Genomic DNA, 19,356 nt, shown 5'->3' with positions numbered 1-19,356 from the left:
GCAGGCGCTCGTCCGGTAGGCGAAGAGCGCCTGCTGGCCGGCGGAACCGGGCCGGTCAGGCCTTGCGGGAGAGCTGGGCCTCGCGCTGGCGGGTGGTGCTGTGGACCGGGTCCTTGTCGAACTTCGGCAGGACGTGGCGCCCGAACGTGTCCACGGCCTCGACGGCGACCTCGATCGGCATCGTGGTCGAGAGCATGCCGAAGACGAGCTGGTCGGCGCCGATGTTGACGTAGCTCTGGACCGCGCGCTCGACCTCGCCCGGGTCGCCGATACAGATCGTGCCGGCCTGGACGCCGAGCTGGAGGATCTCGACGGTCGGCTCCGGCAGGGTCGCGGGCCAGTCCGGCACCCAGTTCGGCTTCGGGAACGTGTCCAGGTAGCGGTAGACCTGGCTGTGCTGGTAGCTCATGGTGATGTCGGTGGCGATCTGCCGGGCCCGGTCGCCGTCCTCCAGACACAGCATCTGGCTGGTCACCATGATGTTGTTGTTGATGTAGCCGCCGATGGGCTCGGCCTTCTCGATGTTCTTCTTGTAGGTCTCGATGAGCGGCGCCAGCTCCTCCGGCGAGCTGTTGGCGAAGCACAGCACGCCCAGGCCCATCTTGGCCGCCTTCTCGAACGTCCCCGGGTTGCCGGCGGCGACCCACAGCGGCGGGTGCGGCCGGGTGTACGGCTTCGGCAGGACGTTGCGCTCGGGCATGGTGAAGAACTGGCCGTCGTGGGCGTACGGCTCGTCCTTCCACATCTTCGGCAGCTCGGCGACGACCTCGTCGAACATCAGCTTGGTGAGCGCCGGGTCCTCGATGCCGAAGCCCTTCTGCTCCGTGCTCGACGAGCCCCGCCCCATGCCCAGCTCGAACCGGCCGCCGGACAGGTGGTCGAGCATCGCGGCCCGTTCGGCGATCCGGGCCGGGTGGTTCACCGGCGGCGTGATGTTGAAGATGCCGCTGCCGATGTGGATGTTGGTGGTGGTTCCGGCGACGTAGGCGAGGAAGACCTCGTTCGCCGACAGGTGCGAGTACTCGTCGAGGAAATGGTGCTCCGTCGCCCAGGTGTACTTGAATCCGGCGCGGTCCGCGGCCTGTGTCCAGGCGACCTCGTCCATCAGTCGGCTGTGTTCCGCGCCGATCGGGTCGCGGTCTGACAGCCGCTTGGGCAGGTAGAGCGAGTTGAAGATCCCGAACTCCATGAACGAGGCCACCCTTCGCCTGCTGTCTGGTGGTTGCTGGTACGCCGGCGGCGGCGACACGCATGCGCGCCAAGGCCCCGCCGGGCGTGCGTGCCCGCCGTGCGTCTGGCCGCCGGCCCCTGCCCCGGCCCGCGCCGGAGCTACCCGCCCGACGAGCCCTCTCTCTCGTCCTGCGGGCTGAGCGTCACCTCAGCCGCTGACCATGCGAGAGGGAAGTTCACTGTCGGCTTCGAGGTAGAACCTGTTCTACACTCTAGCCGCGACAGGCCGCCACACAAGGGGCCTGATGCTCCGTCAGAAACCGTCACCCTCGTCGGTCCTTCGCGCCGGACGCCGAAGGAGCCCGAGGACACGGCCCCGGGGGAGCGCGCGGAACCACGGCCCTCGGTCGCGCGGCCCGGCGACGGGCGCGCCGCCCGTGGCCACTCCAGCGGACGAGGGGGTACACGCCATGGGCATCCCGAACAGCCGGATCTACCTGGCCGGCGAGTGGGTGGAGCCGGCCGGTGGCCACTACGACGTCGTCAACCCGGCCACCGAGGAGGTCGTCGGCACGGCACCGGAGGCGAGCGCCCAGCAGGCGGAGCAGGCCGCGGCGGCCGCGAAGGCGGCGTTCGAGGACTGGGCCGCCGCGAGCCCGGCCCACCGGTCGGAGGTGCTCGGCCGGGTCGCCGACCTGCTGACGAAGTACAACGACGACCTGGTCCCGCTGGTGCAGGCCGAGACCGGCGCGACCATGCGGGTCGCGTCGACCATGCAGGTGCCGGTGGCCGTCGAGCGGTTCAGCCGCTACGCGCGGCACGCGCTGGAGTCGTCGCTGGTCGCGCTGCCGCCGCAGGCGATCAACGCGACCCCGTTGGCCCCGGGCGGGCTCGTCGGCGCCGTCGCCCGCCGGGCGCCGGTCGGCGTGGTCGCCTGCATCACCCCGTACAACTTCCCGCTGGTGAACCTGGCCGGCAAGGTCGCGCCGGCGCTGGCTATGGGGAACACCGTCGTCATCAAGCCCGCCCCACAGGACCCGCTGCAGGTGCTGCGGTTCGCCGAGATCGTCCACGAGGCGGGGGTTCCGGCCGGGGTGGTCAACGTCGTCACCGGGTCCGGGGTCGACACCGGAGCCGCGCTGGTGGCCTCGCCCGACGTCGACATGATCAGCTTCACCGGGAGCACCGCCGTCGGCCGCCGGATCGGCGAGGCCGCCGGCCGGGACATGAAGCGCCAGCTCATGGAGCTCGGCGGCAAGGGCGCGGCGATCGTGTTCGAGGACGCCGACCTCGACCGGGCCGCAGCCGGGATCGGCAGCACCTGGGCCTTCCACTCCGGGCAGATCTGCACCGCCCCGACCCGTGCCCTGGTCCACCGCTCGGTCCACGACCAGCTGGTCGAGAAGCTCGTCGGCTACGCCGGGTTCTGCCCGGTCGGGGATCCGTTGCTGGCCTCGACGGTCGTCGGCCCGCTCATCTCGGCCAGCCAGCGCGACCGGGTCGAGGCACTGGTCGCCGAGGGCGTCGGGGCCGGCGCGACCGTCGCCGTCGGCGGCCAGCGTCCCGAGTTGGACCGCGGCTTCTACGCGGCGCCGACGCTGCTGACCGGCGTCACGCCGGACATGTCCGTCGCCCAGGAGGAGTTCTTCGGCCCGGTCGTGGTCGTGCTCGCCTTCGACGACGAGGACGAGGCGGTCCAGATCGCGAACGGCACCCCGTTCGGCCTCTACGACTACGTCTTCTCCGGGGACACCGCGCGCGCCTACCGCGTCGCCACCCGGCTGCGCAGCGGCAACGTCGGGATCAACACGGTCGCCCGTAACCACGAGACGCCGTTCGGCGGCTTCAAGCACAGCGGGGTCGGCCGCGACTGCGGCGTCTTCGCGCTGCAGGCGTACAGCGAGCTGCAGAGCATCGTCTGGCCCGGCTGAGCGCCACGACCCGACAGGCACGCCACGACCGATAGCCACGCCACGACCCGACAGGCACGTCACGACCCGACAGGCACGCCACGTCCGCGGAGACAAAAAGGGGAGATCATGCGCGGTGTTGTGTTCGACGGCCAGAAGGCCGAGCTGGTCGACGACCTGACCGTCCGTGACCCAGGGCCGGGCGAGGTGCTGGTGCACATCGCCGCCGCCGGTTTATGCCACAGCGACGTCTCGGTGATCAACGGGACGATCCCGTTCCCGACCCCCGTCGTCCTGGGCCACGAGGGCGCGGGGGTCGTCGCGGCGGTCGGCGACGCGGTCGGCAACGTCCGGGTCGGCGACCACGTGGTGCTCTCCACGCTGGGCAACTGCGGCGCCTGCCAGCACTGCGACGCGGGCCGCCCGACGATGTGCCGCTCGACGTTCGGGGCCCGGCCGCAGCCGTTCACCTGGCGGGGCGAGCCGGCGTACAACTTCGCGAACCTCTCCTGCTTCGCCGAGGAGATCGTCGTGAAGGCCAACCAGTGCGTGCCGATTCCCCAGGACGTGGCACTGACGTCGGCGGCGCTCGTCGGCTGTGGCGTGGTCACCGGGGTCGGCGCGGTCCTGCAGCGGGCGAAGGTCCACCCGGGCTCGACCGTCGCGGTGCTCGGTGTCGGCGGCGTCGGGCTCAACGTGCTGCAGGGAGCCAGGATCGCGGGGGCCGCGCGGATCGTCGCCGTCGACGTGAACCCGGCCAAGGAGGCGCTTGCCCGGCTGTTCGGCGCCACCGACTTCGTCGACCCCACCGGCGTCGACACGGTCACCGTCCTGAAGGAGACGATCCAGGACACCGAGCCGACCGGTTACGACTACATCTTCGAGTGCGTCGGCCATCCCGCCCTGATCCGGGCCGCGATCGACGCGCTCGCCTGGTCGGGCTCGGCGGTGCTGCTCGGGGTGCCGGCGGCGACGACGGAGGCGTCGTTCAACGTCGCGGGCATGTTCCTGGACAAGTCGATCCTCGGCTGCCGGTACGGCTCGTCGCAGCCACAGCGCGACATCCGCCGCTACGTCGACCTGTACCGGCGCCGCCGGCTGCTGCTCGACGAGCTGGTCACCCGCACCTACCCGCTAGCCGACTTCCACCGCGCGGTCGAGGACCTGGAGCACGGCGACCTGGCCCGCGGCGTCCTCACCCTGAACCCGTAGCAGCCCAAAGCACGCCGTCGACGGAGCCGGAAGGACAGCTCTCGGCGGAGTGATCGCCGTTTTGGCCCTCGGGTGGTCGTGAATCGGGCCTGGTCGCAACCGTTTTAGGGCCAAAACGGCGATCATGTTTGGGGTTCGGAGCGGGCGGAGGTTGTCGGAGGCTGCATTGGCGCCCGGGCCCGGCTGCCGGCGAGCGGCGGGGGCGAAACCGCAGGTCAGGACGGTCTGCACGACGTCGCGAATGTGGGCCTCGACCATCGTGGCCGTTGGCGTGTGCGGGTTGACTGAATCTGGGTGAACGCCGTCGTCGGACGCGTCGGTCTGTCGGGCACACGTCGTCGGTCGCCTGGCCTGTCGGGTGTGCGTCGTCAGCCGGTGCCTGGATGCTGTTCCACTACCCTTGGGGGCTGATCGTCGGTCTTCGACCAGCCCCCTGGGTCGCTGGCGGTCGCGGAGGCCCCGTGAGCGCACCCAGAACCCGTGCCGGTGACCAGCCCGACGCCGTCCCAGCCCAGGCGCCCGCGGGCGCGGCCTCGGGACCGCGCGAGCAGTGTGACCTGATCATGCAGGGTGGGATCACCAGCGGCATCGTCTATCCGGCGGCCGTCGCCGAGCTGCATGAACGCTACGACTTCCGTTCCATCGGTGGCGCGTCCGCCGGCGCGATCGGGGCCGCGCTCACGGCCGCGGCACAGTACGGCGACTACGCCCGGCGCCGTGACCCGGCCAGGCCGGGCGGGTTCGGCCCGCTGAGTGAGGCGGCCCAGCAGGTCGCCACGCCGGGCCTGCTCGTCGGCCTGTTCCAGCCGACCCGGGCGACCGCGTGGGCGTTCGGCCTGCTGTTCGGCCTGCAGCGCGCGGGCTCGTCCTGGCCAGGGCGGCTGCGGGTGGCGGCCGGTTGGGTGGCCAGGTACTTCGCCGTGCAGGTGCTGGTCGCAGGGGGGATCTCGTTCGGCGCGCTGGTGGGTGTCCTCTACGGCTTCGGCGGCAGCCTGGACCGGCAGCGCTGGTACGGCTGGCTGCTGATAGCGCTGGTTCTGCTCGTCGCGTCGCTGCTCGGCCTGCTCGCGGCCGTCCTGGTACGCGCCCTGATCACCGTCCGCGGTCTGCCCGCCGCCTTCTTCGGCGCCTGTTCCGGCATGCCGGCCGGTCGGAGCGGGAACGACGCGCTGACGCCGTGGCTGCACGGCCAGATCCAGCGCTGCGCCGGTCGCGAGGGGGGCGTACCGCTGACCTTCGCCGATCTCGCGGGCGGCCGGCGGGCCGACGAGAAGATCGCGCTGGAGATGATGACGACGGACCTCAGCGCCGCGCAGCCGCTGAGCCTGCCGTTCGCCGAGGAGCAGTTCCTCTACTCACCCGGCGAGTTCGCCCGGCTCTTCCCGGACGACGTGCTGGCCCACCTGGAGCGGGTCAGCACCCCGGTGCCGACGCCGGAAGGCGTGCTTGGACCGACGGACCTGCGGACCTTCCCCGGGCCGGATCTGCCGGTCATCGTGGCGACCCGGATGAGCCTGAGCTTCCCGGGCCTGATCTGCGCGGTGCCGTTGTGGGTCCAGGGGATCGGCCGCGGCGGCCCGGTGCGGCACTGGTTCTCAGACGGCGGGATCTCCAGCAACTTCCCGATGCACTTCTTCGACACCTGGCTGCCCACCCGGCCAACGTTCGGCCTCGATCTTGTTCCCACGCCACGGGCCAAGGGCAAGCGCGAGCCGGTCCGTGAGCCCGGCGACCCGGCCATGACGGCGACGGTCGCGCCGCCCTCGGCGGCGGGCGGCGAGCCCGTGCGCAGGGTGGCCCAGATCAACAACCTGTTCGGCTTCCTCGGCCAGATCCTCGACACGACGCTGAACTGGCGGGACACCCTGCTCGCCGAGCTGCCCGGCTTCTCCGACCGGATCCGGTCGATCCGCCTGCCCGACGGCACCGGCGGCATCCACCTGACGATGACACCGGCCCAGATCAACGACCTGGCCGCCAGCGGCGCGGTGGCCGGCCAGAGCTTCCTCACCACGTTCGACTGGGACGACCACCTGTTCGCCCGCTACACCCTCCTGATGCGCCAGCTCCAGCAGAACCTCGTCGGCGGCGGCCACGCGGACCCGGGCACGGTGACGAAGGCGTTCACCCCCGAGTTGCAGGAGCGGCTCCTACGCCTCGGTCAGGCCGAGGTGCCGGGCAGCGAGGATGCGATCTACGACGAGCAGTGGGGCCACGCCGCCCGCGACCGCACGCTCGCTCTCCTGGGCCTCGCGACCGGCTGGGCCGCCGCCCCCTCCCTGAGCTTCATCCAGGGCCCCGCCCCAACCCCACCCCCCGTCATGCGCATGCGCCCCAAGGTCTGAAGGGCCCCGGTTTCCCGACTTGCCCAGCCGGAAGATCCAAGGCCCATGGGTGGGCGCTGCGCGGACGTGGCCGCTCGCTACCGGGTCGCGACGGTGGTGGTGTCCCGGCCGGAGCGCAGCAGTGTGCCAGGGGTGGCGCCGGTCGCCCGGCCGTCGGTGACGATGCGGGTGCCGTTGACGAAGACCGCCTCGACGCCCACCGAGCCCGCGGTCAGCCGGGCGGCCCCGGACGGCAGGTCGGCTACCAGCCTGGCTGGTTCGCTGTCGACGGTCGCCGGGTCGAAGACCACCAGGTCGGCGGCGTTGCCGGTGGCGACCACCCCGCGCCCGCGTAGGCCGAACGCGGCCGCCGGCTCGCCGGTCATCATCGCCACGGCCCGCTCCAGCCCGACGAGCCTGCGGCCGCGCAGGCAGTCGCCGAGGAAGCGGGTCGGGTAGGGGGCGCCGGCCATCCGGTCGAGATGGGCGCCCGCGTCCGAGCCGCCGAGCAGCACGTCCTCGTGCTGCCAGGTCCGCGCGCGCAGGGCCCAGGACTCGGGGTTGTTGTCCGTCGGCATCGGCCACAGGACGGTGCGCAGGTCGTCGGCCGCGGCGATCTCGACCAGGGCCGCGAACGGCTCCTGCCCGCGCTCGGCCGCGATGTCCGCGACGACCCGGCCGGACAGGCCGTCGTTCGCGGGGGAGTAGGTGTCGCCGATGACGTAGCGGCCGAAGTCCGTCAGCCGCAGCAGCACCCCGGCCGCCGGGTCGTGGGCCGCGGCCAGCAGCCGCGCCTGGACCGCCGGGTCGCGCAGCGCGTCGACCCGCGCGGCGATCGGCAGCCGCATGACCTCGCCCCAGCCGGGGATCAGGTGCAGCGCGCAGAAGGTGCCCAGGCTCATGTTCATCGGGACCAGCGTCGGCATGGTCAGCGCGATCACCCTGCCCCCCAGGGCCCTGGCTCGCCGGGACGCCTCCAGCTGGCGGGGCACCCGCAGCGGCGCGGCCGAGTCGATCGTGAGCACGTTCCAGTTCAGCGGCCGGCCGGCCGCGGCGGACAGTTCGGCGAGCAGCTCGATCTCGTCGTCGCTGAACATGTCCAGGCAGCCGGGGACGATGCCCTCCAGGAAGGTCCCCTCGTGCTCGCCGACCGCCCGCGCGAGCGCCAGCAGCTCGTCCCGTTCGGCCCAGCGGGACGCGACCGGCTGGCCGTCGCCGTCGCTGTGGGTCCCGGACAGGGTGGTGGACAGGCCGAGCGCGCCGGCCTCGAGCGCGGCGTGCAGGCCCGCGGTCATCGCCGCGACGGCGGCGCCGTCCGCGGCCGAGCCGATCGCCGCCGGGCCCATGACGTAGCGGCGCAGCGCGCAGTGCCCGAGCAGGAAGCCCGCGTTGACGGCGGTCCGCCCGTCGAGCCCGTCGAGGTACTCGGCGAACGACTCCCAGCCCCAGGCGACGCCCGACTCCAGCGCCTGCAGTGGCATCCCCTCGACCCTGGCCATCATCCGGCGCAGGTAGTCGGCCTCGTCGGGGTCCGGGCGCCCGTCGCGCGGGCGCAGCGGGGCGAGCGTGAAGCCGCAGTTGCCGCCGAGCACGGTCGTCACGCCGTGCTGGCTGGACGGGCTGGCGCTCGGGTCCCACCACAGCTGGGCGTCATAGTGGGTGTGCACGTCGATGAAGCCCGGGCAGACCACCTTGCCGGCGGCGTCGACGGTCTGTGCCGCGTCGCCGGCCGGCACCGAGCCGGGCGGGCCGACCGTCACGATCAGGCCGTCCCGTACGCCCACGTCGGCGGCGCGGGGCGGCGCCCCCGTTCCGTCGACGAGCTGTCCGCCGTGTACGACCAGGTCGAGCATGGTCGCCTCCTCCCACTCGCGATCCGACAGTAGCCCGGAACCTGACGGGTCGTCAGGTTCTTCGGGAGTGCCTGCGGGGACGGCCGCCCGGACGATCGGGGACGGCGCCACGCCGTGTGCTGACGAACGGTCGGGACTTCGTCGGATCTACTTTCGCCAAAGATGCAACCTGTTCTAGTCTGTGGCGGCGCTCACGTCACCACGGCGCCTGTCGTGACAGCCGGCGGCCCCGCGCGTCGGCGCCGCTCGCGGCTGTGCACGGCGGATTGTCAACCGGACGGCGCACGCCCCGGCCGCCGCGCGACCGGTCCCAGATCGACCGGTCCCAGATCGAGCGGTCACAGACCGACCGCAGGACTGACCACGGACGACGACCCACGGAGAGGTCCGATGGCCCGCAGAAGCTCCCGCCCGTGTCCCGAGAGGCCACACCCGCGCAGCGCCCGCCGTGGCCTGGTCGGGTTGCCGGTGGTCGCGGCAGCCAGCGCGCTGTTGCTCGTCATCGCGGGCTGCACCAGGTCCACGAACGAGACCGAGACCGGCGGTGGCGACGCCGGCGGGTCACCCACCTCGGCGGCGCCCGCCGCGGCCGCGGCCGGCGACTTCGGCACCGAGAAGGGCATCTGCGGCCCGGGCTCCGCCCGCACCGCGACCGGCCGCGGCGTGACCGCGTCCTCGATCACCATCGGCACCATGGGTGACCCCGGCAGCACCGTCGTCCCGGGGCTCGGGCAGGAGTTCTTCGACGTAGCCGACGCGTTCGCCGCCTGGTGCAACAAGGCCGGCGGCATCAACGGGCGCAAGATCGTCGTCAACAAGCACGACGCCAAGCTCACCGACGTCGCGGCCCGCACCCTGGACGCCTGCCAGACCGACTTCATGCTGGTCGGCGGCGGCAACGTCCTGGACGCCCCAGGGGTCCAGCCGAGGATCGACTGCAAGCTCGGCGCGCTCCCGGCCTACGGCGTCTCCCCGCAGTCGTTGAACGCCCCGCTGCAGCTGCGGGCGGCGCCGAACACCGCGAACCGCTACCCGGTCGCCGGGTTCCTCGCGATGGCCCGGATGTTCCCCGACGCGATGAACGCGATCGGCATCAGCGGCAGCTCGCTCGCGGACATCCGCCCGCAGGGCCTGCGGCTGCAGGAGGCGCTCACCCAGCTCGGCTACAAGGTGGCCGACTACCAGGAGCCGCCGGCGCTGGTGACGAACTGGCGCCCGTACGTCGAGGAGCTCAAGGGCAAGGGTGTCCAGGGCTACGAGGCGATCGGAGTCCAGGACCTGACCCCGGTGGTCACCGCGATGAACGACGTCGGCCTGAACCTGAAGTACATGATCATTGAGAACCAGCTCTACGACCCCAAGACCATCGCGGGCGCGAAGAGCACGAAGTTCCCGCCGACCTGGCTGGTCATGGACCACCTGCCGTTCGAGCTGGCCGCGCAGAGCCCGGTCACCCAGGAGGCCGTCGACCTCGTCCACGCCACGGTCCCGAACGCGAAGCTCACCGCCTTCACCGCGCTCGCGCTGAGCTCCTGGGTGCTCTGGGCCAAGTCGGCGACGGCCTGCGGCGACACCCTGACCGTGGACTGTGTACTCGCGAAGGCGGGCACGCAGTCCGCGTGGACCGCCGGCGGCCTGTACCCGACGATCGACCTCAAGCCAGGTGAGCAGGAGGTCTCACACTGCTACCTGCTGATGAAGGTCACGCCGAACGGCTTCGTCTACGACAAGACCGCGACGGCGCCCAACCATGGCTTCTTCAACTGCTCCGACAAGAACGTCGTCACCCTCGCCAACCCGTTCACGACATGACGGCGGGCGCGTTACCCGGGACCGGACCCGGGCCGGTCAACTTCGCGGACATGCTGGAGCTGGTCGCCGACGCGGTGCCCGACCGGCCCGCGCTGGTCGCGGGCGCGGTCCGGCTGACGTTCGGTGAGCTCGACGCGCGGGTCGACCGGGCGGCGCGGCTGCTGCGCGGCGCCGGGGTCCGGCCGGGCGACCATGTCGGGCTCTACGCGACGAACCGGGCCGAGTGGGTCGAGTCGATGTTCGCCTGCATGAAGCTGCGGGCGACGTCGATAAACATCAACTTCCGGTACGTCGTCGCGGAGCTGCGTTACCTGGCCGACAACGCCGACCTGGTGGCGCTCGTGGTCGAGCGGCGCTACCTGCCGACGGTCGCGGGCGTCCTCGCGGACGCCCCGGCGCTGCGGCTGCTCGTCGTGCTGGAGGACGGGACCGACCCGGCCGACGACGGCGGCCTCGCGGCCCTCACCGGCCCGGGCGGGGCGCTGGCCGACCGCGGGATCCGGCTGGCCGGCTACGAGGACGCCTCGGCCGAGAACATCCTGGCCGACGACGCCCCGGTCCGGGTGCCGCGCAGCGGTGACGACCGGTTCATCCTCTACACGGGCGGCACCACCGGGATGCCCAAGGGCGTCATCTGGCGGCACGAGGACCTGTTCCACGCCGCCATCGGCCGTCCGCTCCCGGACGGCTCGGCGCCGCGGGAGCTGGCAGACATCCTGGCGCACACGGCCAGCCCGCCGCTGCACTACCTGGTGATGGCCCCGCTGATGCATGGCGCGGCCGAGCTGTCGGTGCTGATCAGCATCGGCACCGCGGGGACGATCCTGCTCTGGTGCGGCCGGCACTTCGACCCCCACGACGTGCTGCGGCTGGCGGCCGCCGAGCGGGCCAGCACGATGACCGTCGTCGGCGACGCGATGGCCCGCCCGATCGCCGACGCGCTCGCCGAGGCCGCCGGCCGCTACGACCTGTCCGGGCTGCTCGCGCTGTCGAACACCGGTGCGCCGATGTCCCCACGGGTCCGGGCGGACCTCGCCGCCGCGCTGCCGAACGTCTTCCTGCTCGACTCCTACGGCGCCTCCGAGTTCGGCCACAACGGCTCGGAGGCCGGCGGCAAGCGCGTCTTCCAGCTGACCCCGGACACGCTGGTCCTCGACGAGAAGCTGGAGCCGGTGGCACCGGGCTCGCCGGAGCCCGGCCGGATCGCCCGGCGCGGCAGCATCCCGCTCGGCTACTACAAGGACGAGGCCAAGACCGCTTCGACCTTCCTGCACGACGCCCGCGGGGTCCGCTGGGTGGTGCCCGGCGACCTCGCCCTCGTCCGCGCGGACGGCACCGTGCGGCTGCTCGGCCGGGGCAGCGCGGTCGTGAACACCGGCGGCGAGAAGGTCTTCCCGGACGAGGTCGAGGACGCGCTCAAGACGCACGGGGCCGTGTTCGACACGGCGGTCGTCGGCGTCCCGGACGAGCGGTACGGCGAGCGGGTCGTCGCCCTGGTCGCGCTGCGGGAGGCCGCGGCGACCGCGCCCGGCGGCGCTCCGACGGTCGCCGACCTGATCGCGCACACCCGGCTGCAGGTGGCCGGCTACAAGGTGCCCAAGGAGATCCATCTCGTGGACGAGATCGCCCGTAACCCGGCCGGCAAGCCGGACACCGGCTGGGCCAGGACGACGGCGCTGCTGCTCTCGCGCGCCGCGGCCACCGCGCCGGCCGCCGCGCCGGCTCCCGAGGAGGTGAGCGCATGACCACCACGGCTGACCCGACTGCGGCGCCCGCGCGGGCGCCGCAGGTCGGTGACCTCTACCGCCCGTCGTTCCTGCCGGACCTGCTGATCGCCGCGCTCGGGCGCAACCCCGACCGGCCGGCGGTCTACATCGGCGACGTCGCGCTCACCGCCGCCGAGGTCGCCGCCGAGATCAGCCGGTACGCGCAGGCCTATGCGTCGGTCGGCCTGCGGGTCGGCAGCCGGACCGCGATGCTGTCGCCGAACCGGCCCGAGGTCCTGTTCGCGATGGGCGCGAACATGATCACCGGCTGCCGCTCGACGTCGCTGCACCCGCTCGGCTCGCTCGACGACCACGTCTACGTCCTCACCGACGCCGAGGTCGAGACGCTCGTCGTGGACGAGAAGTTCGCCGAGCGGGCGGCCGAGTACGTCCGCCGGGTGCCGACCCTGCGCCAGGTGGTGACCTTCGGGTCGACCGACCTCGGCCCCAACCTGCTGGAGCTCGCCGCCGGGTTCGAGCCCAAGCCGCTGAAGGCGCCGGACGTCGGCCCCGACGACGTCGGTGGCCTCACCTATACCGGCGGCACGACCGGCAGGCCCAAGGGCGTCATGGGCACCTACCGCGGCGCGGCGGCCATGACGAACATCCAGCTCACCGAGTGGCAGTGGCCCGACGAGCCGCGGTTCCTGATGTGCACCCCACTCAGCCACGCGGGCGCCGCCTTCTTCATCCCGGTGTTGCTGCGCGGCGGCTGCCTGGTGGTGCTGCCCGGCTTCGAGCCCGGCCTGGTGATCGAGGCCATCGAGAAGTACAAGATCAACTCGACCATGCTGGTCCCGACGATGATCTACGTGCTGCTCGACCACCCGAAGCTCGCCAGCACCGACGTCTCCAGCCTGAAGACGATCTACTACGGCGCCGCCGCGATGTCGCCGACCCGGCTCGTCGAGGCGATCGGCCGGTTCGGCCCGATCTTCTTCCAGTACTACGGCCAGTCCGAGTCGCCGATGACGATCACCGTGCTTCGCAAGGAGGAGCACGACCTCTCCCGGCCCGAGCGGCTGGCCAGCTGCGGGCGGCCGGTGCCGTGGGTGCGGGTCGCGCTGCTGGAGGAGAACGGCAACGAGGTACCGGACGGCGAGCCGGGGGAGATCTGCGTGCGGGGCCCGCTGAACTGCGGCGGCTACTGGAAACTGCCCGAGCAGACGGCCGAGCTGTTCCGGCACGGCTGGCTGCACACCGGCGACATCGCCCGCCGCGACGCCGAGGGCTTCCTCTACATCGTCGACCGCAAGAAGGACATGGTCATCTCCGGCGGGTTCAACATCTTCCCGCGGGAGATCGAGGACGTTCTCGCCACGCACCCGGCGGTGGCCGCCGCGGCCGTCATCGGAGTGCCGGACGAGAAGTGGGGCGAGGCCGTGAAGGCCGTCGTCGTGCGCCGCCCCGGCGTCACCACCCCCGAGGACGTGCTCACCGGCGAGCTGACCGCGCTGGTCCGGGACCGCAAGGGCTCCCACCACGCGCCGAAGACCATCGACTACGCCGACTCGATCCCGGTCAGCCCGCTGGGCAAGCCCGACAAGAAGGCCCTACGGGCCCGGTACTGGTCCGACACGACCCGCCAGGTGAACTGACCCGGCCGCCACCGTTGGACTGACCCAGCCCCCGCCACGGTCGCGGGCGGCTGGGCCGGTCGGCGCGGCCAAAGGACGTGCGCGGGATCGCGGCTCACGGAAGGATCTGGGAAACGGGCGCCGCGAGCGGTCCGGGCGTCCGCCGGTCCACCCACCCATGCTGAACAGCGATTCCGCGCAACCGTGTTGAGGAGTAGCCATGCCCGTCATCGTCGCGACCATGATCCCGAAGGCGGACCAGGTCGACGAGGTCCGCGCGATCCTGGTGGAGCTCATCCCCGAGGTGCACGAGGAGGCGGGCTGCAAGCTGTACTCGCTGCACGAGGCCCCCGGCAAGTTCGTCTTCGTCGAGGAATGGGCCGACGACGCCGCGATGGCCGCGCACGGCACCGGTCCCGCGATCGGCAAGATGTTCAGCGCGTTGGACGGCCGCCTCGACGGCCCGCCCGACCTCGTCTTCCTGACCCCGGTCCCCGCCGGCGACCCGGCCCTGGGCCAGCTGCGCGCCTGAGCGGCTTCGGCTGATCGCGCGCGCTCGCCCCTCACCGCCCGTGGCGGCGAAGCGGCGCGCGGAGCCGGCGAATCCCGTAGGTCCTGGCGTACCGCGGGTATTCGCCGAACCGCCGCAGTGGCCAGAGCGCGTTGGTCCCGTCGGTCGAGCTCGCGTGCAGCAGCAGGAAGTCGTCGCCGACCCGGTCGCCGGTGTGAATGGCCACGTGGTTGACCGCGAAGTCGCGAAAGTTGATCAGCTCGCCGTCCCGGAAACGCGGCACGAACTCCTCCGGCGGCACCGGCGGGTCGGCGACCCCGAACCAGACGAGGTCGCCGGCCCGGGGCCGGGCCGGGGCGGGCACCGGCTCGAAATGCGCCCGGTCGCGGAACATCTCCAGTGACCGCAGCGAGGCGGGCAGCCGATGGCCGAAGAGGTCCTGGATGACGAGGTGCGCGAGCGCCACACAGTTCAGCCCGCCGCGCAGGGCCTCGGCGCGGCTCTCGACCCTGGCCGGTCCCCGCGACCACTCGTACCGGAAGGCCGGGTCGAGGTAGGTCCGGAAGACGTCGTCCATACGGCGGCCACCTCCCGGCCGAGCCTAGCGAGATCCGGGTCGGAAGACCGGCCGTCGCGCCCGATCGAGTTGCTGGTCCTGTCCCGGGCGCCGTCCGGGTGTGGTTGGCTTGTCTGACCGGTTTCCCTGTTCCGAGGCCACAGGAGGCAACGTCGTGACCGTCGACGTGACGAAGGGTCGAAGCGTCGCGCTCGGCAAGGATGGCGGCCTCGTCAGGGTGACCGTCGGCCTCGGCTGGGACCCGGCGCCCCGCGGCGCCGAGGACGACTTCGACCTGGACGCGAGCGCGCTCGCGCTGGGCGCCGACGATCTGATCATCTCGCCGCAGTACTTCGTCTTCTTCAACAACCTGGCCAGCCCCCGCAACGAGATCGTCCATCTGGGCGACAACCTGACCGGCGAGGGCAGCGGCGACGACGAGCAGATAGAAGTGCACCTGGACGGCCTGTCGACGTCGGTCGTCCGGGTCGTCTTCGCCGTCACGATCCACAACGCCGACTACCGGCACCAGAGCTTCGGCGACGTGCGTAACGCCTTCATCCGGGTTGTCGACTCCGGTCACGGCCTCGAGCTGGCCCGCTACAACCTGTCGACCGACGCGGCCACCGAGACCTCGATGCTGTTCGGCGAGCTCTTCCGGGCGAATGGCGGCTGGGGGTTCCGGGCGCTCGGTCAGGGCAGGACCGACGGGCTCGCCGGCATCGCCCGGCAGTTCGGCTTCGCCGTCTGAGCGACGCGGCCTGGCGAGCCCGGCCGCGTGCGCCCAGGCGAGGTCCGTCGCCCGCGACCGGTGGGAGAACGCGTCAGACCGGGATGCCGGCCGTGCGCGCCGCCTGGAGCCAGGCCGGGAACTCCGACAGCAGCCGCTGGTAGAGCACCGCGTCGTCGATCTCGTCCAGGTCGTCCACGGCGAAGAACCCGGCGTTGTCGACCACGCGTCCCGACAGCGTGTCGAGCTTCTCCAGGATCCCGTACTGCGCCTTCCCGACGCCGACGAACTGCCAGAAGATCGGCAGCTTCGACGCCTGCCGCAGCAGGTCCGCGATCATCCTGTCCCGGTAGAGGCCGCCGTCGGTGAGCACCAACACCAGGGCGGGCGGCGGCGACGGCGCCCGGCCGAAGTGGTCGATGATGGCCGCGATGACCTTCTGCTCCTCGTTCTGGCCGCCGATGCCGTCCCAGTTCGGGATCGGCCAGCCGGCGTCCCGGGCCGCCTCCTCGCGAGCGAGCGTCGCCTCCGCGCCGCCGTGACCGGTCGTGGCCTTCCGCTGCCGGACGTACAGCGGGATCCAGTCGGCCAGGTAGTCCACCCGCAGCGGCGGCAGCGCCAGGGTCTCGGTCGCGTACGACCAGACGTCCAGGGTGCCGTCGTCGTCCATGCTCGCGGCGACCGCCGCGATCCGCTCGACGACGCGGCCCACGGTGCCGCGCTTGTACAGCGGCCGCATCGAGCCGGACGCGTCGAGGGCCAGCCCCACCCGCGCCTGCTTGCCGGTCAGGCCCTGCTTGGACAGCACGACCTTCACCGCCTGCTTGCGCAGGTCCAGGCGCTTGCGCATGTCGATCTTCGCGTCGCCGGTCGACGGGAGGTCGAGCGCCTTCGCGGGCGGCGAGACGTCCTCGTCGCCGCCGACGTCGACGCCGTAGTCGGTGGCCAGGCCGGCGAGGCCCGAGGCGTAGCCCTGGCCGACAGCCCTGACCTTCCACGAGCCGGCGCGCCGGTAGACCTCGACGACGACCAGCGCCTTCTCCGGCCCCAGCGGCGGCGCGGTGAAGGTGGCGACCTCCTGGCCGGTGGAGAGGTCCTTCACCGCGGCCCACACGCCGAGGCCCCCGAAGGTCAGCTCCGGGGTGACGACGTCGATCGTCGCCGTCACCACGATCGCCTCGACGTCCGCGGGCTGCCGGGCCGGATCGATCGTGACGACCTCGGCCTGGCCGTCGGGGGAACGCCCGATGTGGCGGACCGTGCCGTCCGGGCTGCTCGGCGCGTTGAAAAAGACCATGTCCGCGTCCTCGCGGACCTTTCCGGTCGCCCCGAGCCGCAGCGCGCAGACGTCGAGTGACGTCCGGGATCCGGCGGCGTCGGCGGTCCGCCAACCCACGGTGATCTCGACGGGCCGATCCGGAAGCGCGGTGTTCGCGCCTTTTGTCAGTTCCACGCGCGTAGTATCGCGCGCCGCGCCGCGCCGCCCCGTTCTAAGGCGTCGTTCTCAGGCGTCGGCCAACGCCTCGGCCCACTCGGCGGCGATGGCGCCGAAGACGGCCGGGTCGCCGTCGCGGTTCCAGTAGGCCGTCGCGACCTGGACGGCGGTCGCGCCCGCCCGCAGGAAGTCGGCCACGTCGCGGCCGGTCGTCACCCCGCCGGCGCCGACGATCTCCACCGACGCGGGCAGCAGCCGGCGCAGCTGGCGGACCTGGCCGAGCGCGACCGGGCGCAGCGCCGGCCCGGCGAGGCCGGCCAGCTCGACTCCGATCACCGGCCGGCCGGCGTCGTCGAACGCGAGCCCGTTCGGGAACGTGTTGCTCGCGCAGACGTAGCGCGGGCCACCGCCCGCCGCGACCGCCGAGGCCAGGACCGAGGCGAGACCGGCGAGCGCCTCCGGGTCCGAGAACGGCGAGATCTTCACGCCGTACGGGACCCGTGTCGGGGCGTCCAGCAGGGCGGCGTCGACGGCGGCGAGGATCGCGGCGGTCTGGCCCTCGTCGAAGCAGGCGATCCGCTTCTGGGTGCCACCGTCCCAGACGTTCGGGCAGGCGAGGTTGAGCTCCAGCAGGTCGACGCCGGTCGGGGCGGCCGCCGCGGCGCACCGCGCGTAGTCGTCCACGCTGAAGCCGGCCACGCTCAGGATCAGCGGCTTGCCGGCGTCGTGCGCCGCGCGGGCCATCGCCGGCAGCTGCTCGACGTAGTACGCGAGCCCGCGGTTGGGCAGCCCGAGCGCGTTCAGCGAGAAGCCGTCGCCGGCGTGATAGGTCGCGCCGGAGTTGCCCGTGCGCGCGGCCACGGTGATCGAACCGACGACGATCGCCGCCGCGGCCGACCGGGCCAGCTCCTGGACGTCGTCGAGCGACTTGCAGGTCCCGGCAGCGTTCATGACCGGGTGCTCGAGGTCGATCCCACACAGCAGCGGCATGCCGTCCCCATCCCTTCGGGCCCGCGCGGCCGACGTCGCGATCGGCGGCGCCCTCCATCCTGCCTGGAAAGTCTGCCTGGAAAGCGCCACGGGCCGGACAGGAAAGAGGTACGACGAAACGGGTGGTGGAGCGTGGGTTAGCCGAGCACGCCGGTGAGCGGCACGGAGCCACTCGTGGACTGCCCGAGCGCGAAGCACTTGCCGGTGTCGTGCCGGTACCCGGTGAGGAAGGCGGCCGCCCGCTGGTCCGGCGTGCCGTGGGCATCCGGGTCGGACGGCGACTCCTTGTGGAACCAGCTGTCACCCAGGCTGAAGAAGAGCACCGAGCCCTTGGCCACGTCGACCCCGGGCAGCCGCTTCGCGTCGTGCGAGAACTTCGCCTCCGTGCCGGCCAGGCAGTCGGCCTGGTTCTCCTCCGAACGCGACACCACGCCGACCCGGTTGGTCAGCCGGGAGACCCGGTGGCCGAGCTCGTGCATGAGCACGAACATCGGGAAGGACGGGCCGCCCTGCTGGTAGAGGCGCGCCATGAAGTCCTGGCTGTACGCGACGGTGTCGTCGAGCCGGCAGTAGAACGCGTTGCCCTTGAAATCGTCCGCGTTCCGGTCCTGCGCGCCGCACTGGTCGTCAGGGATCTGGCCGTCGCGGTAGACGACGAACCGGGGGGCGGTCCAGACGCTGCCCAGCTGCTGCGCCCAGAACGTGTTCACCGCGCCCGGGCAGCCGACCGGCCCGGTGATCACCTTCAACGCGTCGGCCTCCGTGGTCGCGGCGCCACCGCAGTCGGAGCCGGCCGCGGTCCCGCCGCTCCCGCCGGGCGCGGCGGCGGGCGAGGTGGTCGAGGCGGTGGTGGTCGAGTCGACCGGGTTGCAGCCGCTGAGCATTCCCACGGACAACGCCACCGAAACAGAGATAGCGGCGAATGCCGCCCATTTCGTTCGCACGCCGCGACCGTACCGGGTACCCGCCCGAGCGCCGTTGCCCCGTCGGGACGGCGACAGTCATCCGCGGTACCGCCGGTGTCACGGGACAGACCCTGCGCTATCCGGACGACGCAGGTCGCGCCCGCCGACGCCCGGCGGTTGGTCAGGGCCGAGAGAGCGCCAGGATGCCGGACTCGTGGGGGATCGGGAGTGTAGACCGGTCGATTGTGGGTAATTTCCGGTCCGGGACATCCCCCAGACATTCATAACCGGGAGAAACAGTGGCCGACACGCGGGTCTACACCAGGACGAGTCTCGGAACGATCATCTACCTCGTCATTGGTCTGATCATCACGATTAGCCAGGGCTACTGGCACATCGACCGGTGGGACGGCCATTTCACGGGCAGCCTGCTCACCGCGATCGCTGCCACCCTTCTTTGGCCGATCTCGCTCTTCTACACCTTCATTCTCACCCACCGGTGACCTCGCGTTCCGCGTGGTCGGTCACTCGGATCGGCCCGCCCGCGGGGCCGGCCGACCCGGGGAGGGGGCCAGTTGAGCCCCCATTGTGTGGCGCCGCGCCGG

At 72.2% G+C, this 19,356-nt stretch carries 15 protein-coding genes; 9 read left to right on the top strand and 6 right to left on the bottom strand.

The annotated features are described in order from the left end of the window. Positions 1-55 precede the first annotated feature (55 nt). A complete protein-coding gene (locus I6A60_RS17795; protein WP_203023958.1) occupies positions 56-1,189 on the bottom strand; it encodes an LLM class flavin-dependent oxidoreductase in 1,134 nt (377 codons plus the stop codon). Positions 1,190-1,640: 451 nt separating this feature from the next. On the opposite strand from I6A60_RS17795, the gene I6A60_RS17790 reads away from it, so the two are divergent. From I6A60_RS17790 to I6A60_RS17780, 3 genes are all read left to right on the top strand, one after another. Further along, positions 1,641-3,101 (top strand): aldehyde dehydrogenase family protein, encoded by a 1,461-nt coding sequence (locus I6A60_RS17790; protein ID WP_203023989.1) that lies wholly within the window; start codon positions 1,641-1,643, stop codon positions 3,099-3,101. 108 nt (positions 3,102-3,209) lie between these two features. Continuing rightward, positions 3,210-4,292, top strand: a complete 1,083-nt coding sequence (locus I6A60_RS17785) for an alcohol dehydrogenase catalytic domain-containing protein (protein ID WP_203023960.1) — start codon at positions 3,210-3,212, stop codon at positions 4,290-4,292. Between the two features lie 461 nt (positions 4,293-4,753). After that, complete coding sequence (locus I6A60_RS17780; protein ID WP_203023969.1) at positions 4,754-6,637, top strand: patatin-like phospholipase family protein; 1,884 nt, start codon at positions 4,754-4,756, stop codon at positions 6,635-6,637. 77 nt (positions 6,638-6,714) lie between these two features. Here I6A60_RS17780 and I6A60_RS17775 read toward each other — a convergent pair whose 3' ends face one another. Beyond that, positions 6,715-8,469 (bottom strand): amidohydrolase family protein, encoded by a 1,755-nt coding sequence (locus I6A60_RS17775; protein WP_203023971.1) that lies wholly within the window; start codon positions 8,467-8,469, stop codon positions 6,715-6,717. Between the two features lie 468 nt (positions 8,470-8,937). Between I6A60_RS17775 and I6A60_RS17770 the strand changes: the two genes are divergently transcribed. The 4 genes from I6A60_RS17770 (at position 8,938) to I6A60_RS17755 (ending at position 14,156) form a co-directional block, all read left to right on the top strand. Further along, entirely contained in the window at positions 8,938-10,281 is a 1,344-nt protein-coding gene (locus tag I6A60_RS17770) for an ABC transporter substrate-binding protein (RefSeq protein ID WP_307873739.1), read from the top strand. After that, the gene (locus tag I6A60_RS17765) at positions 10,278-12,026 is read left to right on the top strand and encodes an AMP-binding protein (RefSeq protein ID WP_203023975.1); all 1,749 of its coding nucleotides are present in this window, start codon (positions 10,278-10,280) and stop codon (positions 12,024-12,026) included. The genes I6A60_RS17770 and I6A60_RS17765 overlap by 4 nt, the downstream gene beginning before the upstream one ends. Further along, complete coding sequence (locus I6A60_RS17760) at positions 12,023-13,645, top strand: AMP-binding protein (protein WP_203023977.1); 1,623 nt, start codon at positions 12,023-12,025, stop codon at positions 13,643-13,645. The genes I6A60_RS17765 and I6A60_RS17760 overlap by 4 nt, the downstream gene beginning before the upstream one ends. A 199-nt stretch (positions 13,646-13,844) precedes the next feature. Beyond that, positions 13,845-14,156, top strand: coding sequence for a putative quinol monooxygenase (locus tag I6A60_RS17755; protein WP_203023978.1), 312 nt, complete (start codon positions 13,845-13,847; stop codon positions 14,154-14,156). A 31-nt stretch (positions 14,157-14,187) separates the two neighbouring features. Here the strand turns inward: I6A60_RS17755 and I6A60_RS17750 are convergent, their stop codons facing one another. After that, the gene (locus I6A60_RS17750; protein WP_203023980.1) at positions 14,188-14,712 is read right to left on the bottom strand and encodes a hypothetical protein; all 525 of its coding nucleotides are present in this window, start codon (positions 14,710-14,712) and stop codon (positions 14,188-14,190) included. A gap of 154 nt (positions 14,713-14,866) precedes the next feature. Between I6A60_RS17750 and I6A60_RS17745 the strand changes: the two genes are divergently transcribed. After that, positions 14,867-15,442 carry a TerD family protein gene (locus I6A60_RS17745; RefSeq protein ID WP_203023982.1) on the top strand — a complete coding sequence of 192 codons (576 nt, stop codon included), beginning with the start codon at positions 14,867-14,869 and terminating at the stop codon, positions 15,440-15,442. 73 nt (positions 15,443-15,515) lie between these two features. On the opposite strand, the gene I6A60_RS17740 is transcribed toward I6A60_RS17745, so the two are convergent. The 3 genes from I6A60_RS17740 to I6A60_RS17730 form a co-directional block, all read right to left on the bottom strand. Beyond that, positions 15,516-16,874 (bottom strand): VWA domain-containing protein, encoded by a 1,359-nt coding sequence (locus I6A60_RS17740; RefSeq protein WP_203023984.1) that lies wholly within the window; start codon positions 16,872-16,874, stop codon positions 15,516-15,518. 51 nt (positions 16,875-16,925) lie between these two features. After that, entirely contained in the window at positions 16,926-17,846 is a 921-nt protein-coding gene (locus I6A60_RS17735) for a dihydroorotate dehydrogenase (protein WP_203023986.1), read from the bottom strand. A 137-nt stretch (positions 17,847-17,983) separates the two neighbouring features. Then, the gene (locus I6A60_RS17730; RefSeq protein ID WP_374113387.1) at positions 17,984-18,748 is read right to left on the bottom strand and encodes a neutral zinc metallopeptidase; all 765 of its coding nucleotides are present in this window, start codon (positions 18,746-18,748) and stop codon (positions 17,984-17,986) included. Positions 18,749-19,050: 302 nt separating this feature from the next. Between I6A60_RS17730 and I6A60_RS17725 the strand changes: the two genes are divergently transcribed. Next, positions 19,051-19,254, top strand: a complete 204-nt coding sequence (locus I6A60_RS17725; protein WP_013423112.1) for a hypothetical protein — start codon at positions 19,051-19,053, stop codon at positions 19,252-19,254. Positions 19,255-19,356 lie beyond the last annotated feature (102 nt).

Source organism: Frankia sp. AgB1.9, from assembly GCF_016786355.1.
Lineage (GTDB): Bacteria > Actinomycetota > Actinomycetes > Frankiales > Frankiaceae > Pseudofrankia.
Note: the sequence above shows the minus strand (reverse complement) of the source record. Positions and strands in the feature narration are given on the sequence as shown.

Excerpts from the sequence above, each read along its gene's own strand:
- I6A60_RS17795 (WP_203023958.1), bottom strand. The coding sequence starts at position 1,189 with ATGGAGTTCGGGATCTTCAACTCGCTCTACCTGCCCAAGCGGCTGTCA.
- I6A60_RS17790 (WP_203023989.1), top strand. The coding sequence starts at position 1,641 with ATGGGCATCCCGAACAGCCGGATCTACCTGGCCGGCGAGTGGGTGGAG.
- I6A60_RS17785 (WP_203023960.1), top strand. The coding sequence starts at position 3,210 with ATGCGCGGTGTTGTGTTCGACGGCCAGAAGGCCGAGCTGGTCGACGAC.
- I6A60_RS17775 (WP_203023971.1), bottom strand. The coding sequence starts at position 8,469 with ATGCTCGACCTGGTCGTACACGGCGGACAGCTCGTCGACGGAACGGGG.
- I6A60_RS17765 (WP_203023975.1), top strand. The coding sequence starts at position 10,278 with ATGACGGCGGGCGCGTTACCCGGGACCGGACCCGGGCCGGTCAACTTC.
- I6A60_RS17760 (WP_203023977.1), top strand. The coding sequence starts at position 12,023 with ATGACCACCACGGCTGACCCGACTGCGGCGCCCGCGCGGGCGCCGCAG.
- I6A60_RS17755 (WP_203023978.1), top strand. The coding sequence starts at position 13,845 with ATGCCCGTCATCGTCGCGACCATGATCCCGAAGGCGGACCAGGTCGAC.
- I6A60_RS17750 (WP_203023980.1), bottom strand. The coding sequence starts at position 14,712 with ATGGACGACGTCTTCCGGACCTACCTCGACCCGGCCTTCCGGTACGAG.
- I6A60_RS17735 (WP_203023986.1), bottom strand. The coding sequence starts at position 17,846 with ATGCCGCTGCTGTGTGGGATCGACCTCGAGCACCCGGTCATGAACGCT.